Below are 18,460 nucleotides of genomic sequence, written 5' to 3' on the forward strand. Positions count from 1 at the left end.
GCGTCCTAAAAGTATGAACAAAGCTGACTTAGTCCAAATTATCATCCAACATCTGGAAGAAAAACTTCAAGTTGCCCATTCATCGGCTCAGCGAGCTATCGATGCCGCCACAGATGAAGAAACTGTTCCCGAGCACAAGTACGATACATTGGCACTTGAAGCCGCGTATCTTGCTCATGGACAAGCCATGCGAATTCAAGATAGTGAAGAGGAGTTGCGTCAATATCGTTCTTTAGTGACTCGTAACTTTAAGAATGCGCCTGTTGGTGTTGGTGCTTACGTTGTTCTCGCAGATGAGAATTTGATCGAAAAGCACTTCTTTGTAGGCCCTTGCTCTGGTGGTTTGACTGTTCAATATCAGACTCTGGAAGTCTTTGTCTTAACAGCCAAATCTCCTCTGGGTCGAGCGTTGTTCGGGAAAGAAGAGGGTGATGAGGTTGACGTGAAAATAGGAGATAAAACAACTTGTTACGAAGTCGTGACGATTTGCTGACATCTCATGTATCACTCAGTGTTATGTTTAACACGAGTAATGTTAAATAAAAGAGAATGACATGAAAAAGCTTTTTACACTCTCATTGCTGATGGTCAGTGCTACTGGTTATGCAGCGCAGTGTCGTGTGGACATCAATAATGAAGTCCGTATGGATGGGCAAAGCTTGGAAATTCGCCAAACGACAGGTGATAAAGCTGTCGTGGATGAGGATAACAACCTCTTCATCAAAGGTGAGCTAATTGAACTCAATGCCGACCAAAAAGCGGCAATTGAAGACTATCGCGAAAAAATGAACGCGTATATTCCACAAGCAAAGCAATTGGCGAGTGATGGTTTAGCGCTTGCGAATGATATTATTGATGATGTTGCGGAAAGCCTCGATGCACCTGGTGCGTTTGATAATGTAAAAGTCGCAGTAAAGGACTTTTTCGCTGATGTTGAATCACGTTACTACAAAGATGGTGATTTCATCCTGCCTGCGGAGAGTTTTGAGTCTATGACACAAGGGTGGACTGAAGACTTTGCAAAAGCACAAGAGATCTTCAATAAAGAGTTTTTAGCCAGTTCGTTGGATGCTTTATCGAAAAAAATGAAGGAAGAGGGAGGGATAAACCTCACTGCATTATCAGAGAGTATGGCTGAACTCAGCGCGAAAGTAGAAGAGCGTTTAGCCGAGCATTCGAAAGAGGTAGAACAACAAGCAGAAGACTTGTGCGATTCGCTGGATGACATGGCAGGGCAAGAAAACGATCTGTTGAAGAAAATCCCTGAGCTAAAAGATTACCGAGTATTTACGATTTAATTACTCATTAAAAAGCAAAAACTCGATGAGATAAAGAAAGAGAGCACTATTGTGCTCTCTTTGCGTTTTACTCGCTTATTCTTTGATAGCTTATTGCGCATTCATCTCGGTGAGTTTATCGCCGACAGGTTTTGAGAAGTTAAAGCCATCATGCTGATCCCAGTTGATAGACCATGTCATTACTCCTGCATAATTCGGGTAATGGTACGCTGGTTTAACGGTGCCACATGAAGTGCCTTTGGTTAAACAATCTAGTGCGTTGATAATATTCTGTGTTGGAGCCTGCCCTGAATTTGCCGAGCTAGGACCTGAAGGTAAACCGATTGCGACTTGATCATCGCGCAATGGTGCAAATGGAGTGCCGTCGGCCAACTCAAAACCTTCGATAAGCATTTTAGATTGCGCTACCATCATATCCACAGAGCCTTCTGGTGCACTGCCTGGCAGGTATGGGTTTGGCAAACCGCCGTTGTTATATAACTGGACGTGAAGCAAGTCGAGCGTGCTGCGTGTCTCGTTTATCACAGGAATGTAAGCTCCCCAAATACCGCTGTAAGCCACATAGCCGCCTTGAACATAAGGGTGCTCAGGCGCCATGGTTAGGTACATATCTCCACCCATGTTTTGCTCTATTTGAAGCAAAGCACGACCAAGGCGAGCTTGAATTTGCGAGCCATGAACTAAGTTAGAACCACTCTCTAAATCCACATCTAGACCATCAAAGCCCCACTCAGCGATAAGACCTGTTAGGCTAGAGACAAAGTTGGCTTCATCTTGGTCGGTATTCAGCGTAATCGTGCCTTCTGCGCCGCCAAGAGAGAGAACAAACTTCTTACCTTTAGCTTGAAGCGCTGCCATGTCCTGCTTGAATTGTGTTGGATCGAGTGCTGGACAATCGCTGTAAATATCGCCTGAATATAGATTAAAGTGCACAGTGCCATCACTGTTGCGATCATTTTCAGCAAAGGCAATATCAATCACATCCCAAGCATCTGCCATATCTGCTAGACGAATTGGACAGCCCGCACCATTTACAAAATTGTGCCAGTAACCGATGAGTTTATGGCGTTTCTCTACTTGCTCAACCACCGTTATTGCTGCGGCGTCAGACAGTGCATTGCTTCCTGACAAATCCACAGCTTGGGCGCTAACTGTAAAGTTACCAAGTGCAGTTGGTGTCCAGTTGGCTGTGTAAGGTGCTGTGGTATCGGTTGCAACAATAGAGCCGTTGATCATGAAATCAACGTGTTTAATGCCTGAAGTTAAAGACGTTGCATCGGCGCTTAATGCGAGACTTTTGCCTAATCCGACGGTTTGACCGCTGCTTGGTGAAGTCAGAGAGACGACCAAATCTTTATCGCTGACTTCCACACCAACCAGGGACTCTGACGTGTTGTTATCATTATCGGTTGCGACGGCTTTAAGCTGGTTAGCGCCAATAAGTGTGGCGTTCCAAGTAACGGAATATGGCGCTTGAGTGGTGACCCCTAAGCTGGTGTTGTTCGCAAAAAACTCAACTTGCGTGACTGTGCCATCAGCATCGCTTGCGTTTGCCGTGATTTCGTTATTGCTGCCAGCGAGCACGACTTGTCCATCCGTTGGTGCCGTAATGGTAACTTGCGGTGGTGTCGAACAAGCACCTAGGCCACTCCAAGCATCTTGCCAGTATAGCCCTTCACCAGGCTCGTAAGCCCATGTCGCATCCGAGGAGCACCAACCAGCAACATCACAACGATATTTTTGGTTGAAGTGAGAAATCAGGTCGCCAGCTTGATAACTTGTGCCTGCCACATAAGGTACTGCATCTGCACATCCGCCCGTTCCGGTTTCTGAATTACTAATAACCAGCGCTACTTCTTGGCTCATCGTTGCGAGGTTTGTATCATCAGTCGCTTGTGCTTTGAACGAGTATGTACCTGGACTAGCGGTCCATTGATATTCGTAAGGTGCGCTAGTATCAATGGCGACAGATTGATTGTTTACGAAGAACTCAACTTGTGTGACCACACCATCAATATCGTCAGCTTGAGCGGCTACGGTTAGGTTATCGCCTACATTAAGCACTTCTGTGCCTACTGGGCTTGTCAATGAAATGCTTGGTGGCGGTAATTCGACTTGTGGTTGAACTTGGATAGAAATCGTCGTGGTGCTAACAGCTCCCTCATTATCTGTCGCAATTGCGGTCAATTGCGAGATCCCTTCAATAGCTGTCCAAGAAGCTTCGAATGGTGCTTGAGTTACCACAGCAACGGTTTGGTTGCCTGCAACAAACTCAATTTGTGTGATTTGGCCATCTTCGTCAGTTGCGTTGGCTAACAAAGTGATCGCACTGCCTTCGGGAATTTGTGCGTTGTTTATTGGAGAGGAGAACGACACCGTTGGTGATAAATTGTTGCTTCCACCATCACATTGCCCTAACGCTTTCCATGCTTCCCAAGATCCTGAGTTGGTCACGGGATCATTGCCTTGCGTCCAATATGCAGCCTCATAAGCGGCTCCTTGCGTTTTTACTAAAGCGCCCGATGTATAAGTCGCAGTGCTGTCCCAGTCGGGTAAACTTTGACAGTTATAGGCTTGAGCTTGGTAGCTGGCGCTGAGTGCTACAACCATCGCTCCGTGAAGTAGGGTGACCTTCATTTTCCTCTCCTTGAATCATGGGTATAAATGAGAACAGAGTAATAACTAGCTGATAAATAGACATTAGGGGGAAAAAGCGAAGCATAATATTCTGCTTTTCGACACAGTATCACGAGGAACAGTTCGTCCCTTACACCAGAGCTCATTATTTTTCGGCTCACTTCACGGCAGAAGGATTGGTAAAATTCAGCCACGTGAAACGAGCAACAGTCACGAGGCTTTTGAGCGATGAATATGAGATGTACGTTAAAATTTACAAGCTGAATGACTATAAATTATTTCAACTGTCGAGGATTTAACCGAGGTACTCTTGTTGAATAGTGAATATTGCTATAGTGTACTAGTTAGCTAGTTCAATGATATTTTTGTGTGAGTAGTATGACACAGCAAACCTCTTCTCAGCCTCGCGAGCATTTTGGCTCTCGTCTCGGGTTTATCTTAGCTGCCGCAGGTGCCGCAGTTGGCCTTGGCAATATTTGGGGCTTCCCAACTCAAGCAGCCAGTAATGGTGGCGGTGCTTTCCTGTTAGTTTATTTGGTGATGATTCTTATCGTCGCATTTCCGATGCTGGTGGTTGAAATGGCGATTGGTCGCCATGGTCAAGCCAACCCTGTAGACAGTATGCGTGCAATCACAGATAACCCTGCCGGTAAAAAGCTCGGCGGCATTGTGGGTTGGATTGGTTTAAGCGTACCAAGCGCTGTCTTAGCGTTTTATTCAATTGTTGGTGGTTGGTTGATCTGCTTTTTACTGGGTGCAATCACAGATCTAATGGGGTTAGAAGCTGCAACTCAATGGCTAAAGGGCTTTAGTGTTGAACGTAACTTGTTCGGAACCATTACTTTTTATGTACTGACGATTCTCATCGTACAAGGTGGCGTAAAACAAGGTATTGAGAAGTGGTCCACACGTTTGATGCCAGCATTGTTTGTTTTGTTTGCTCTGCTATTTGCTTACATCATGACGCAAAACGGTGCGATGGAAGGTCTGAAACATTACCTAGTGCCGGATTTTGAAAAGGTATGGGACCGCAAGTTGATTCTTGCTGCAATGGGGCAGGGCTTCTTCTCGCTTACGATCGGTGGCTGTTCAATGCTGATTTATGGCTCTTACTTGAGTAAGAAAGAGAACCTACCAAAGATGGCGATGAACGTGACCATGGTAGATACTGCCGTTGCTTTCATTGCAGGATTAGTGGTGATGCCAGCGATGTTTGTGGCAATGCAAAAAGGCGTTCAGATCTATGCAGAAGATGGCTCTCTATTAAGCTCTGATACGTTGGTATTTACCGTATTGCCATTGATGTTTGATAGCTTAGGTTTGCTTGGTCAATTGTTCTCTATTGTGTTCTTCTTATTGCTGACGATTGCGGCGCTAACGTCCTCCATTTCAATGTTAGAGTGTCCAGTGGCTTTAGTGAGTGAGCGCTTCAATACTAAGCGCAGCGCAACGAGCTGGGTTTTAGGTGGTCTCATTGCCTTGTTCAGTGTGGTGATTGTTTATAACTTTGGCGCTCTGTTTGGTATGGTCGCGACGGTTGCTACTCAGTATCTACAACCAACCGCTGCGCTCTTATTCTGCTTATTTGGTGGTTGGGTATGGAATCGCAACTCAAAAATCAAAGAGCTTGAGCAAGGTTGCCCGGAGTTTACGCAAGGTTGGTTTGGTAAGTTATGGCCTGCGTATGTGAAGTTTGTATGTCCAATTCTTGTGGCGACAGTCATCTGGGCTTCATTTGGCTAACCGAGACGCCTATCGAATAAAAGAAAAGGGCTTGATGGTAACTCATCAAGCCCTTTTTGATATTGGTTATTCTCGTTTCGGTTATCCGCCAAGCATGGTGTTGATTAACGGAATTGTCCTGCTTCTGGAAGAAAGTCAAAACCAGCAGAAGCCAGTTTTGTCTCCAGTGCTGTGCGTTCGATATCGAAGAAAGCCACCAGTTTATCTAAGTCACCACCGAAGTCGTCGCGTAGCTTCATATTCACAATGCTCATCAGCATGACAGGATCCATGGATTCAAAGTTCGCTAGATTCATTACTTATCCTCAAAATCTGAAATCAGTAGGTTTGCCGCAGCAAATGCCGCTTTTTCACGCACTTCTTTAGGCAGGGACTCATCCGCTGCAACATCGTTCAGTGCTTTAACTGCACATGAAATTGCTTGGGGAATATAAGCTTGATCGCCACTACCAATCTGAGCATAAAGCTCACGAACCAGTTCACAACAGCCGTATACTTGCATGTTTTCTTTCCACTAAATGATAACTTATCTCAATATACACACAGCGGATTTGAAACTCAAAGTACAGAGTTGTTTTGGCTCAAGTTGAAGGTTTGCTTGAGCGAGATTTAATCACTGCATTTGTGCTTCTAACTGCTGGGTGACTTCTGGTGAAAGTTGAAGTTGTTTTGCTAGTTCTTGCAGATACGCTTTTTCCATAAAGTTTTGTTCATCAGCGACGATCAAAGACGCCAGGTAAATTTCTGACGCTTGTTGAGGAGAGGTCGCCTGATTAGCAATTTCAGCAGGATCAAGCGGTTTGTTTAACTCTTGCTGAACGAGGTGACGAACGTGCTCATCTGCGCCCATATCCGCGAGAGCTTGTTCAATGCGCGCCATTTCCTCTTCATCAACGTGACCATCAGCTTTCGCAGCTCCAATCATTGCTTTTAAAATTAAGACACTGTGTTTACTGTCATCGGGGTCAAAGGTTTCTTGAACACCTTGACCGGATTGCTTGGCTTGCCAGTCGTTATACACTTTGTAGGCCAAGGCTCCAAGCGCAGCTGCGCCACCGACTTTTAATGCGTTTGACCCTATTTTTTTAGTCATTTTTTTACTTTTCTTTGAGCCCATCAGCATACCGATGAGGCCTCCGCCTACAGCACCTGCTCCTAGCGTTTTTAGACTACTTGAATTTGATGAGGATTTGATGTTGTTGGTTTGTTTGCCCAATGCATCTGCACCTTGCTTAAGTAAGTCTGATTTGAGTGCTTGGTTTAGAAGACTTTTTAAATCCATAACTGACCTCCTTTAGATGATGAAATCAGTTTAATAGCAAGAAGCTGAACCAAAGATTAACAAAGTGAATAGTTCGAAAAAGGTGGAGGGAGGATGTTGAGCTGTAATAAAAAGGGCTGACCGAAGCCAACCCTTTTTAACTATTTGAAACTACTTCAAATGCGAACTCGTCTAGTGCTTACTTTAGTTGAGCTTTTACGTGCTCAACAATGTCAGTCATTGCGACTGCTGTTTTCTCACCAGTAGCACGGTTCTTGTATTCGAAGTTGCCTTCTTTCATTGAGCGGTCACCGATAATAATGGTATGCGGTACACCAATAAGCTCCATGTCAGAGAACATTACGCCTGGGCGTTCTTTACGGTCGTCAAATAGCACTTCGATGCCCATTGCCGTTAGCTCAGCGTACAATTTCTCAGCGGCTTCTTTCACTTCTTCTGACTTGTGCATGTTCATTGGAACGATCGCTACCTGGAATGGTGCGATTGCATCTGGCCAGATGATGCCGTATTTGTCGTGGTTTTGTTCAATAGCAGCCGCTACTACGCGAGTGATACCGATACCGTAACAACCCATTTCTAGGATGACGTTCTTACCATCAGGACCCAGTACACCACAGTTCATCGCTGCGGAGTAAGCGTTACCTAGTTGGAAGATATGGCCAACTTCGATACCACGCTTAAGCTGGATAATGCCCTTGCCACATGGGCTTGGGTCACCTTCCACAACGTTACGTAGGTCTTCAACTTGACCAAGCTCTACATCACGACCCCAGTTAATACCGAAGTAGTGTTTGCCATCGATGTTCGCGCCCGCACCGAAGTCGCTCATTACCGCAACGCTGCGGTCAACAATGAACGGCAGTTTAAGGCCAACAGGGCCTAGTGAACCAGGGCCTGCACCGATAAGCGCACGAATTTCTTCTTCAGATGCCATTTCCAGTGGAGCTGCAACCTGAGGAAGGTTTTCTGCTTTCACTTCGTTCAGTTCATGATCACCACGAATAATAAGCGCGATGATTGGCGCATCAACTTCGTCAGATGCTTTCACAAACAGTGTTTTCACTGTTTTTTCAATTGGTAGTTCGAACTGCTCAACCAATTCAGCGATTGTTTTCGCGTTTGGCGTATCAACCAACGTCATTTCTTGTGTTGGTGCCGCAGCCTCAGAGGCTGGAGCTAGTGCTTCTGCTTTTTCAATGTTTGCCGCGTAATCTGACTCGCTAGAAAATGCGATGATATCTTCGCCGCTTTCAGCCAGTACGTGGAACTCTTGAGAGCCGCTACCACCGATAGCACCGCTATCTGCAAGTACAGGACGGTAATCCAGACCCATGCGATCGAATGCTTTACAGTAAGCATCATGCATTGCGTCGTATGACTTTTGTAGTCCGTCTTTATCAATGTCAAAGCTGTACGCATCCATCATTGAGAATTCACGTGAACGCATTACGCCAAAACGTGGGCGTCGTTCGTCACGGAATTTAGTTTGGATTTGGTACAGGTTTAGCGGAAGCTGTTTGTAAGAGCTCACTTCATTGCGAACAAGGCTTGTGATCACTTCTTCAGCGGTTGGGCTAAGTACAAACGGACGAACATGACGGTCAGTAAAGCGAAGTAGCTCAGGGCCCATCTTTTCGCTGCGGCCTGTCTCTTCCCATAGTTCAAACGGCTGAACAACGGGCATCAAAGTTTCGACTGCGCCTGCATTGTCGATTTCTTGACGAACGATGTTTTCGACTTTACGCAGTACACGTAGACCAGTAGGTAGCCAGGTGTATAAACCTGAAGCCAGCTTACGGATCATACCTGCACGTAGCATGAGCTGGTGGCTCACTACTTCTGCGTCGTTTGGAGTCTCCTTCAGAGTAGAAAGAAGATAATTACTGGTACGCATTAAATTTATCCGTTTATTTAAGTTAGATACTCAAGCTTGAATAAGCAGGAGTATGGGAGTTCCCGAAAGGGAAATTTGTTAGCCGTCTATAATATCAGCCAATTGCGTTTGTCAAAAGCTTTCAATAGCGGTAACCGTTATTAAGTTGCTTGTTGCTGTGAACTTTACGTTCAAGTCGAACAAATTTACCGCATATTCTTTGTCGTCCGGCTTGTTTTTCTTATATGCAGGGCGAGGATCTTGTGCCAGAACTTGTTCAATGACTGATCTTACATAGTCAGTATCGGATCGATTTTCTATCGTTGCTAATGCTTGAGCAGAAAAGGTGACTTGTGACTTTTCTGGCTCTTGGTCTGCGTATCCGCCTTGTGCTTCCGAAATAGAATCCGAATAGGGGATATAAGGCTTAATATCCACAATCGGTGTCCCATCCACGAGATCTACACTGCCTAAATCAAGATAGATTTGATCGCCTTGCTTAGTGACTCCTTTCGCTTCAACGGCTGACATTCCGATTCCGTTTGGACGGAAAGTCGAGCGCGAGGCAAAGACACCAATTCGTTCATTGCCGCCTAATCGTGGCGGACGTACAGTTGGTTTCCAACCAGCTTCCAGATTCTGATCAAATAGAAACAACAACCAAACGTGAGAGAACTGTTCTAGCCCACGCACTGCTTCAGGGCTATTTGCTGCACCTAACAGTTTTACGCGTGCTTTAGCCTCTGGTACTAAGCGTGGTTGGCGCGGAACTGCAAACTTTTCTTTGTACGGTGTCTCAATGACGCCGATGGGTTCGATGGAATACATGGTGGACATCTTTAAGAATTCATTGAGATGAAAGTATCACAAATTTCTCTTGCTTTTCTTGTTGATAATGATTATTAATTAAAACGTTATAACATAACAGTTCAATTGAAAGGAAAAGTATTATGAAACCAGGAATCCATCCTGAATATCGTCCTGTGGTGTTCCACGACACCAGTGTAGATAAGTACTTTGTCGTTGGTTCTACGTTGAAAACGGAGAGAACCATCGAATGGAAAGATGGCAAAACTTACCCTTACTTTACGTTAGATGTGTCATCAGCTTCTCACCCGTACTACACCGGTAAACAGCGCGTTGTACAAACCGAAGGTCGCATTGCGAACTTCAACCGTCGTTTTGGTCAATTTAAGAGCGAAAAGGAATAAATCATGAAGGTAGTAAAATCATTAAAAAGTGCAAAAAGTCGTCATCCGGATTGCCAGATTGTAAAACGGAGAGGGCGTCTTTATGTCATTTGTAAAACGAACCCGAGATTCAAAGCTGTGCAAAAGTAATCAACCTGCATATATCTAACTTATGGTTTTGTTTAATTGATAATGTTGAGTTAATTATCTTACATGGATGAAATATCTACATTTTTATTCAATGTTGGTTATAAATGCCTCTGTTCGTCACAGTTTGTAACATTTAGGGCTTTTATTTGACCTTCTACTCAAGTACCCTTCGCACGCTTTTTGACATTTTTGTCACATTTGCATAGGAATAAAAACAAGGAGGGAACAGATGAGTTCATCTGATTCAATTAAACAAAACTCGCCTAAGAAGCCGCTGTTTACGCGCTTTTTGGATACTGTCGAATATTTGGGGAACTTATTACCCCACCCGATCACACTATTTGCCATTTTCTGTTTAGCCATTCTGGTGATGTCGGGTATTGCAGGATACTTCGAAGTTTCCGTAGTTGACCCTCGTCCTGAGGGTGCAAAAGGTCGTGCCGCGGATGGCATGATTCATGTCGTTAGCTTGCTTAACGCTGATGGCCTTGAACTAATCGTTACCAATCTAGTGAAAAACTTTGTCGGCTTTGCACCTTTGGGTACGGTATTGGTTGCGATGTTGGGTGTTGCTATTGCTGAATACTCAGGCTTGCTATCTGCAGCAATGCGTGGCTTAGTCATGGGGGCATCACAACGCATGGTAACAGTGACGGTCGTTTTCGCGGGTATCATTTCAAATACGGCATCAGAGCTTGGCTATGTGGTACTTATTCCACTGGCTGCAATGCTGTTCCATTCTTTAGGTCGTCACCCACTTGCCGGTCTTGCTGCGGCGTTCGCTGGTGTATCTGGTGGTTACTCAGCAAACCTACTTATTGGTACGGTTGACCCGCTGTTGTCAGGCATTACTGAAACGGCGGCGCAAATGATTGACCCAACTTACACTGTTGGTCCAGAAGTTAACTGGTACTTCATGTTTGTGTCGACATTCTTCATTGCAATCACAGGTGCGTTTGTTACTGAAAAAATTGTTGAGCCAAAGCTTGGCAAATACAGTGAAGAAGAAGCCTCAGAAGATTTGTCGAACGACAAAATGGGTGGCTTAACAGACATTGAGAAGAAAGGCCTAAAACTAGCAGGTGTTGCTGTACTGGTTGTTTCAGCGCTGCTTGCTTGGACGGTTGTTCCAGAAGACGGCATTCTACGTTCTGATGCAGGTACAATTGCAGGTTCACCATTCCTGAAAAGTATCGTGGCATTCATCTTTGTGTTCTTTGCTATTCCAGGCTTTGTGTTTGGTAAAGTTGTTGGCACGATGAAGACGGATCGCGATGTAATTGATGCAATGGCGAAATCTATGTCTTCTATGGGCATGTACATTGTATTAGTTTTCTTTGCGGCTCAGTTCGTTGCTTTCTTTAAATGGACTAACTTCGGTCAGGTATTCGCGGTTGCTGGCGCTAGCTTCCTGCAAGAAATTGGCTTAACTGGCCCAATGTTGTTCTTTGCCTTCATCCTGATGTGTGGCTTTATCAACCTAATGATTGGTTCGGCATCGGCACAGTGGGCAGTAACGGCTCCGATTTTTGTTCCTATGTTGATGCTTGTTGGTTATGCACCGGAAACGATTCAGGCTGCTTACCGAATTGGTGACTCGACGACAAACATCATTACTCCAATGATGAGCTACTTTGGTTTGATTCTTGCCGTAGCGACTCGTTACATGAAGAACTTAGGTATCGGTACGCTGATCGCGACCATGCTACCTTACTCAATCTGCTTCATTGTAGGTTGGAGTGTGCTGTTCTACCTATGGGTATTCGTATTTGGTTTACCAGTAGGCCCTGGCGCAGCAACATACTACACACCGTAGAAAACGGTTACCTCACACAGCTCCATTATAAAAAGCCTGCGAACGTCGCAGGCTTTTTTATCGATTGAGACTGTGTACGCAGGCTTACCTGATTATAGATGTCGGTTTATAGCTGAAAACGCATCAACAAAGGGCGATAAAAGTGCTGAGTGAGCCAGCACAAGCTTTTCCAAATTATGCGTTTGTACCAAGGTAAGTGCGCAATATAAACATAGCTAAATTCAATTTCTGGCCGGGCTTTTCTGTTGCGTTTAAAAGCCGGAGCGCCTGAGCTCATATTAAAGCGACGCTGGTATATCATTGCATGGCGGATGGTATAGGCCGATATTCGACGATACAATGCGAGGCGTTGCGGCTTATTGGTATCGTAGCCAAAAATTGGGCAAGTCATATCATTATCAATTTCTACAATGCCTAACGTAGCCAGCATCTCTTCTTGATAAAACAGTCCCACTAAATGTACTAATTTGTTCTGGCTCACCTGTTTTAAATATTGGGTTGAAAACTGGATGTTATTGAGGCTGTATTTATCAAGGTAAAGCATGTCATATAACTCTTTGGCACGCTGAAACTCTTCATCAGTGGTCAGTGGCCTAAACTGCCAATCTTTATCATTAAGCAGTTTGAAGTCTTTCGTTAAATCTCGGTTGAAGCTGAACGCTTGCCAATCATCAAGTAAATACACTTGTCGTGTTACCAAGCTTTGCCATTGCTGCTGCTCTAATCGCTGAATAAAGCGTGATTGTTGACGTTGGTTAATGGAGCGAAGCACCAAGGGAAAGGTGGGGTATTGATCGAGTGCGACGCGACGCAGTTCATCGAGATTTAAGGCTGCCCATTGTTCGCTATACATATTGGTGGACAAGCACTGATTGTTGAGAGTTTGGACTTGATCCAATCCAGCCAATGATAAGATTGGTTTAGTCATATTAATAAGTAACTTACATACCCATCGAACAGCCACATTTTTGACTTTGTGAAGCTCTTCTTCGGCGTAGCCACTAAGCAGTGTCATAGGGGACACGGCATAACAGTTGTTTGGTATTTTTGGTGTTACGGAGTAGGGAATGGCAACATCATCGATATAGTAGCAACCAAAGCTTGCTGTGCATTCATCAATGGGATTCGACTGCATAAGAGTGATAAAGGTTTTATGCCATTCTTGAGAGGAAAGCGTCATTAGTTCAATGCCTCTCCATTCCACTCAATATCAACGGTAGAAGCGTTGCTCCACTTCGTCTTGTTCTGCCTAGCTAACCGGAGTAATTCAAACATACTCCGGATTTGGCTCCCGACCGGTAAGTTATGCTGTTGCATCACATTCACTCCAGACCACCAATCTTGCCAAGTTCGAGCCTTGAACAGGGATAACCCTCCTTCAGCGATGAGTGTTATTGGCCCTAAATGATGCAGTCGCTGTTTGGAAGGGGCAGTAAATGCCATATTAGGGAGCAGTTGACTGCATCTAGACGAGAGTAGGTGCAAACCACTAGTGGCTCTTGGGTTACATTCAATCACGTAGAGTTCATCTTGTGATTTGATGAAGTCAAACGACACTTGCCCATGATAAGTATGACGTTTACCAAAAGTTGCGATAAATCTATCTAGTCGTTCGCACGAGATCGGCTGAAAAGCACTGGCGGCCGAGCTGTTTACACAGTATTTCGGTACATAAGCTTGGTGTGCTTTAAGTTCACCATGTTCAAAAATGGCATAGTTACACACCGGAGTCCCTTGGATTTTTTGTTGCTGAACCCAAGGAAAAAGGGGCGATATCGTGGCGGCAGAAATAGACTGAGTCGTCACATCTCTTATGACTTGCCCGCCAAACCGAGAGTAAACGGGCTTTAGAACGGTCCTCTTATTAATTTCAATCTCACTTTTATCAGCGACCAAACGAGTTTTTGGAAGTGTGATTTCTGGCAAACCCTGAAGCTGTTCAAAGACGGTCAACTTGTTGTGCAGGGCATTGAGTAGTCCCACATTGGGCAGAAAAAAATCTACTTCTGGGCATTGTTTGGCAACATGAGCCAAGTAATAAACTTCTTCACAAGTGGGTATCACTATATCAATACGCATCTGAGTAATGATTTTTAGGATCTGCTGTTGATAGGTGGGAAACGCAAATCGAGGTGAAGCGGTGGGTATATAAGACTCGATACCTCGCAAAAACGATCCCAGAGGCTTTTTTAGCGAATCGGTGAGAATTACTTCATGCCCATGATGCATACACATGGTTGCCCACTCTAGTGCAACTGGTGCTCGGGCTCCGGTGATTAAGACCCGCATATGTTCACCACACGTCGTTGTTTATTCATTGGCGTCCAAATAGGCGCAGGGCGGTAACTAAATCTGACAGGATCAAGCCGCAATTGGTCAAACAACTTTATCAAGGCTTGGTGTATAACCCGATGGTGGTGAACATCCGCTTCAATTTGAATGGCTTGTGACCCTGTTTGGGTGATTCGGTAATCCACGCGACCTTTGGCAGATAGTGTTATAGCGCGGTAGATGAGATCTGGTAACACCGTAACTGGGACGTGGTTTGCGTTTAGCGTGAGGCGATCACCACATCGTCCGGCAATCGTGCCAAGAGGTTCAAATACGCCATTATCCTGTTTATTCTCAATAATATCGTCGAGCTGATAACGAATAATGGGCTGAGTTTTACGACGAAAATCGGTGATAATTGGGCTGTAATGAGTACGTTCGGTATTCAGCCAATGTTTTTCGATGTAAATAACATCCTGATTCCAGCGCATTTGTCCATGCTGATCAGTACATGCAAGAAAACCTTCGGTACATTGATAGACTTCATGGAGTTCGCTGTCGAACCGTTGAGAAATAAAGTGACGGTCACTCTCAGTTAGGACTTCTGCACCAGAAATGATCCGCTGTGGTTGAATTTCGGGTTGACCAAATTGACCGCTGAACTGGGCGCAGAGCTGAAGAGCTTGCGCACTACCAACTAAAAGCGTGGGTTGGAACTCATCTAGCTCTTTTATCCATTCTTGGTAAGGTTTAGTTAAATCCGCATAAAAGAATGTGACAGGGCCTTTCGCGACGGATTTATACAGTGGGCTGTTGGCGCGCAAGGCTAGCGCAATTCGGTGCTTTTGCCATAGGTTGGGCAACAGGCGAGCCAATATATTGCCAGCCCACAGTTGCGTTTCCTGTTTGTCAGCAAGAAACAACCCGCGTATGCCTGATGTGCCCGAAGAAAGCCCAACAGTAACATCGCCAACTTTCGAAGCGGCGAAGTTGCGTGACTGTTCTGCTTCGAGTGCTTGTTGCATTAGCTGTTCAGCATCTAAGCCTTTCGTATTCAACTCTGAAAGGTTCTCCATCATGGTTTGCTTATTCATGATAGGGAAATCACTGAGTGGTGCACCTTGAAGTGAGCGGTAATACGGTGAATGACGGCATACCCAATCCAAGTGTTGCGTTAAGTGTTGTTGCTGCCATGTTTCGACTTGTTCCCTTGAGCCGAAGGGGCGGTAGCGGGTTCGCCAGAATTCTGAGATAAGCGTTCTCACTTCATCCATCCTTCTTTGATTAGCTGCTGGATAGTTTCCTGACAATGTGAAGGCACGAAGCGAACAAAGTGGTGGGTTTGTTGGTAGCAACTTCTCAACTCGGAGAGGGTGTTTTTATAGGCTTTTGTATCATCGCAAAGCATGTTCGCCAGCCAATGTTGATCGATATTTTCACTCAAGCTCTCGATTAACCAGCATGCATCGGCGAGTAAGAACAGCCAACTTTGGTCTCTTTTAACTAGCAAGCCCACTTGACCCGCAGCATGGCCTGGCAAGCTAACCATATAAATGAATCCGTCGTCGAACATGTCTTTACAGAGCAAATTAACACCTTGGCACTGAGGAATAATTTGGCTGATTGGTACAGAAAAATCACTATGAATGAATAAGTTAGATTCAAGTTGTGGAGGAAGTAGAGCTTTTAGGTATCCTTTTCTTACGCCTCCAATTCGACCACTCTTAGTAATTGCATCCACCCCTTTTTGTTGGCAATGCAATTGAGAGTGGGAAAACTCAGACACGGCAGCAATGTGATCAGCATGGAAGTGGGAGAGTACTAAGTGTTCAATATCATGAGGTTTGAGACTTTCTTTTGCTAACTGCGCAACAATTCCGTGTTCTTTGTTATAGCGACAAGGTGTTGTCCAAGCATAAAAACGTTCAGGGAAGGGACGAGTCGCGCTAAAAAAATGCTCGTGATATCCCGTGTCAAACAGGATGTTGCCTTGTGTTGGGTGCTGAATTAACGCAACGGCTGCCGGAAATGCTCTAGGCTTGATACCAGAACCTGGTTTGACAACAAAGCCTGGGTGTACGCAGTGTCCAACCTCAAAGATTTTTATTTTTAGACCAGTTTGCATACTGCTGTATTCCTTCTTGAATTGAAAAAAGCGGTTGGTAATTCAGTGTTTGTTTCGCCTTGCTGATATCCAGAGTTTGATGATAGTTAAACAATCCTGCGCTGTATGAGGTGAGCCTTGGTTCTGGCTGATGTGGTAAGTGCCTTCGTATTTGCTCACTGAGCTTTAATAATGGTGATACAACGCCGTATGGTAATGATTGTAACGTTATTTTTAGGTTTAACCCCTCACATAAAGCTTGCAGAACAGTCTCAATTGGCATTGGTTCGTTGTTGGAAATGTTGAACACATCACCATGCTGAAGTTGGCCTGCCTGAGTGCAAGCGAGCATCGCTGCATGGGCAACGTTGTCGACATAGGTCAGATCAACCACAGGATTTCTACCCGATGGCAGAAGCAGAGTGTTGTTTTTTATCGCCTTAAGCACTCTTGGGATAATCGCGCGATCATTGGGTCCAAAAATGCCACGCGGTCTTAAAATGATCGCTTTACTTCGACCTTTTACGGCTTCAATTTCTGATAGATATTTTGTGTGTGCGTAATCATTACACCAGTATGAAGCTATGGCGTCGGTTTCTCGAATATTCCAACGGTCTTGATGGTCAAAGTAGACGCTGGTGGAGGAAATATGGATAAAACGCGAGATTTGATGGGTATTAGCCGCATTGACGAGGTTTTTGGTGGCATCTACATTGGCTTGATAAAACGCCTGCCACTTTCCCCATGGGCTTGAGAGAGCGGCACAATGGATGATTGCATCCATACCTTGGCATACCGCATGAACTGCTGAGTGGTCTCTTAAATCGACTATATGGGGTATAACATCGAATTGCTCGGCGAGTTGTTTAGCGATGACTGTATTTCGTGCTATAAAATGCAGTTCATGCTGCTGGTGAAACATTCTCAGAATTGCGCTACCCAACATCCCGCTGCCACCAGTGACCAATATCTTCATAGTTTTAGCACTCCCATCCCTAGCGACAACCCTGCGGCGGTGCCAGCTAATAACACATGTTTTCCTGCGGTTTCTGGCTGATTACGCAGCCAGTGTAAGTTAATTGGGAGTGAGGCGGCGACTTGGTTTCCCAAAGTCGAAAAGTGATTAACGGTTTTCTCTGTTGGTAGCCCGGTGAGTGAAGGCAGTTTTTTTAATCCATGCGCGCTGGCTTGATGAGGAAGAAAATAATCAATATCGCCGAGTGTTACCGGAGAGGCGTCAAACCCTTTTTTTAGAAACGCTGGTAAGGCTTTACGCACATGTTTAAAGAGTGCTTTGCCCTCCATTTCAAACTGGCAACTTTTTAAATAGGCTTGATGCTCGGAGGTATGCGGGTTGATATGACTACCTCCGCCCTTAATTTGACAAAATGAATACCCGGTATGATGCGTTTCAAAGTGACTGGTGAGCAATCCATCATCGTCGTGTTCTTCGAGCAAAAATGCGGCGGCACCGTCCGCGAATAAGGTTGCAACTTCTGGTTTGAGCGTAAAATTTCGATTCAGTGTGATGCCAGTGGCGAGTTCGCTGGTGACAATAAGAATCCGACGGTACCGTTTTGCTAAGAATAGACTCTGAGCAAGATCAAGCGCAGAGAGAAAGGATAAACAGGTGCTGTTCAAATCAAAGCTTTCTAGCCATGTTGGAGCGTCTAACGCGGCGAGAACCGCTGAGGCGTCGTAGGGTAGAGACTGGTGGTGTGTGCCGCTAGCGTAGATAAGAAGATCAACGGAGCTTAAGGTATGTGTGTTTCCTAAACACTGCTCTATTGCCTGCATTGCCATGTAAATAGCGGTCTCTTTTGTATTGGCTACATGACGATATTCAACGTCGAATTTATTTCGGCAGGTCCCTGGCGCTAATTTTAGGAAGCGATCCATCTCTCGATCAGACCATTGATTCGTTGGCAGGTAGCTTCCACTGGAAACGATGTTAAAGCCCATTATTCTCTATACACTTATTAAAAACGTCGTTCAAAATAAACCACGTTGCATATTGAAGCTATGGCGAGCGAGATGAAAAACAAACAGAACAAAACAAATGGGAGTAAGAGCACGCTTTGGGTGCAATGCTGAGA

Annotated in this window: 18 protein-coding genes; 6 read left to right on the top strand and 12 right to left on the bottom strand. The window is 45.0% G+C overall.

The features are described from left to right. Nucleotides 1-13: 13 nt before the first annotated feature. On the top strand, nt 14-493 hold the full coding sequence (locus NL626_RS13985; protein ID WP_005380280.1) for a GreA/GreB family elongation factor: 480 nt from the start codon (nt 14-16) through the stop codon (nt 491-493). Nucleotides 494-554: 61 nt separating this feature from the next. After that, a complete protein-coding gene (locus tag NL626_RS13990; protein WP_005380283.1) occupies nt 555-1,298 on the top strand; it encodes a YggN family protein in 744 nt (247 codons plus the stop codon). Between the two features lie 90 nt (nt 1,299-1,388). Here NL626_RS13990 and NL626_RS13995 read toward each other — a convergent pair whose 3' ends face one another. Continuing rightward, entirely contained in the window at nt 1,389-3,935 is a 2,547-nt protein-coding gene (locus tag NL626_RS13995) for an Ig-like domain-containing protein (RefSeq protein WP_253657458.1), read from the bottom strand. A gap of 378 nt (nt 3,936-4,313) precedes the next feature. On the opposite strand from NL626_RS13995, the gene NL626_RS14000 reads away from it, so the two are divergent. After that, on the top strand, nt 4,314-5,678 hold the full coding sequence (locus NL626_RS14000; protein ID WP_005391763.1) for a sodium-dependent transporter: 1,365 nt from the start codon (nt 4,314-4,316) through the stop codon (nt 5,676-5,678). A gap of 104 nt (nt 5,679-5,782) precedes the next feature. Here NL626_RS14000 and NL626_RS14005 read toward each other — a convergent pair whose 3' ends face one another. The 5 genes from NL626_RS14005 to tsaA form a co-directional block, all read right to left on the bottom strand. Beyond that, on the bottom strand, nt 5,783-5,974 hold the full coding sequence (locus NL626_RS14005) for a DUF4250 domain-containing protein (RefSeq protein WP_005380289.1): 192 nt from the start codon (nt 5,972-5,974) through the stop codon (nt 5,783-5,785). Continuing rightward, complete coding sequence (locus NL626_RS14010; protein WP_005391765.1) at nt 5,974-6,180, bottom strand: YaeP family protein; 207 nt, start codon at nt 6,178-6,180, stop codon at nt 5,974-5,976. Before NL626_RS14010 ends, NL626_RS14005 begins: the two co-directional genes overlap by 1 nt. Before the next feature lie 111 nt (nt 6,181-6,291). Continuing rightward, nucleotides 6,292-6,960, bottom strand: a complete 669-nt coding sequence (locus NL626_RS14015; protein WP_053306724.1) for a tellurite resistance TerB family protein — start codon at nt 6,958-6,960, stop codon at nt 6,292-6,294. Between the two features lie 178 nt (nt 6,961-7,138). Next, entirely contained in the window at nt 7,139-8,854 is a 1,716-nt protein-coding gene (locus NL626_RS14020) for a proline--tRNA ligase (RefSeq protein ID WP_005380292.1), read from the bottom strand. A 111-nt stretch (nt 8,855-8,965) separates the two neighbouring features. Beyond that, nucleotides 8,966-9,661: a tRNA (N6-threonylcarbamoyladenosine(37)-N6)-methyltransferase TrmO gene (tsaA, locus tag NL626_RS14025; RefSeq protein ID WP_253657473.1), complete on the bottom strand. Its 696-nt coding sequence runs from the start codon at nt 9,659-9,661 to the stop codon at nt 8,966-8,968. 122 nt (nt 9,662-9,783) lie between these two features. Between tsaA and NL626_RS14030 the strand changes: the two genes are divergently transcribed. The 3 genes from NL626_RS14030 (at nt 9,784) to NL626_RS14040 (ending at nt 11,989) form a co-directional block, all read left to right on the top strand. Beyond that, a complete protein-coding gene (locus NL626_RS14030; protein ID WP_005380295.1) occupies nt 9,784-10,044 on the top strand; it encodes a type B 50S ribosomal protein L31 in 261 nt (86 codons plus the stop codon). A 3-nt stretch (nt 10,045-10,047) separates the two neighbouring features. Further along, entirely contained in the window at nt 10,048-10,173 is a 126-nt protein-coding gene (gene ykgO, locus NL626_RS14035) for a type B 50S ribosomal protein L36 (protein WP_005380299.1), read from the top strand. A 229-nt stretch (nt 10,174-10,402) separates the two neighbouring features. Then, nucleotides 10,403-11,989, top strand: coding sequence for an AbgT family transporter (locus NL626_RS14040; protein WP_005380301.1), 1,587 nt, complete (start codon nt 10,403-10,405; stop codon nt 11,987-11,989). A 106-nt stretch (nt 11,990-12,095) separates the two neighbouring features. Here NL626_RS14040 and NL626_RS14045 read toward each other — a convergent pair whose 3' ends face one another. From NL626_RS14045 to NL626_RS14070, 6 genes are read right to left on the bottom strand one after another with little or no spacing between them, the layout of a single operon-like run. Further along, on the bottom strand, nt 12,096-13,169 hold the full coding sequence (locus NL626_RS14045) for a hypothetical protein (RefSeq protein WP_053349824.1): 1,074 nt from the start codon (nt 13,167-13,169) through the stop codon (nt 12,096-12,098). Beyond that, nucleotides 13,169-14,278, bottom strand: coding sequence for an ATP-grasp domain-containing protein (locus NL626_RS14050; protein ID WP_213898539.1), 1,110 nt, complete (start codon nt 14,276-14,278; stop codon nt 13,169-13,171). Before NL626_RS14050 ends, NL626_RS14045 begins: the two co-directional genes overlap by 1 nt. Beyond that, nucleotides 14,266-15,534 (bottom strand): F390 synthetase-related protein, encoded by a 1,269-nt coding sequence (locus tag NL626_RS14055; protein ID WP_171343216.1) that lies wholly within the window; start codon nt 15,532-15,534, stop codon nt 14,266-14,268. The genes NL626_RS14050 and NL626_RS14055 overlap by 13 nt, the downstream gene beginning before the upstream one ends. Next, nucleotides 15,522-16,385 (bottom strand): MBL fold metallo-hydrolase, encoded by an 864-nt coding sequence (locus NL626_RS14060; RefSeq protein WP_017636031.1) that lies wholly within the window; start codon nt 16,383-16,385, stop codon nt 15,522-15,524. Before NL626_RS14060 ends, NL626_RS14055 begins: the two co-directional genes overlap by 13 nt. Next, nucleotides 16,354-17,340 (bottom strand): NAD(P)-dependent oxidoreductase, encoded by a 987-nt coding sequence (locus tag NL626_RS14065; protein WP_253657459.1) that lies wholly within the window; start codon nt 17,338-17,340, stop codon nt 16,354-16,356. Before NL626_RS14065 ends, NL626_RS14060 begins: the two co-directional genes overlap by 32 nt. After that, complete coding sequence (locus tag NL626_RS14070) at nt 17,337-18,326, bottom strand: ketoacyl-ACP synthase III (RefSeq protein WP_017636033.1); 990 nt, start codon at nt 18,324-18,326, stop codon at nt 17,337-17,339. Before NL626_RS14070 ends, NL626_RS14065 begins: the two co-directional genes overlap by 4 nt. Nucleotides 18,327-18,460: the final 134 nt, after the last annotated feature.

Source organism: Vibrio sp. Y58_MX_L22, assembly GCF_024181865.1.
GTDB classification, from domain to species: Bacteria; Pseudomonadota; Gammaproteobacteria; order Enterobacterales; family Vibrionaceae; genus Vibrio; species Vibrio alginolyticus.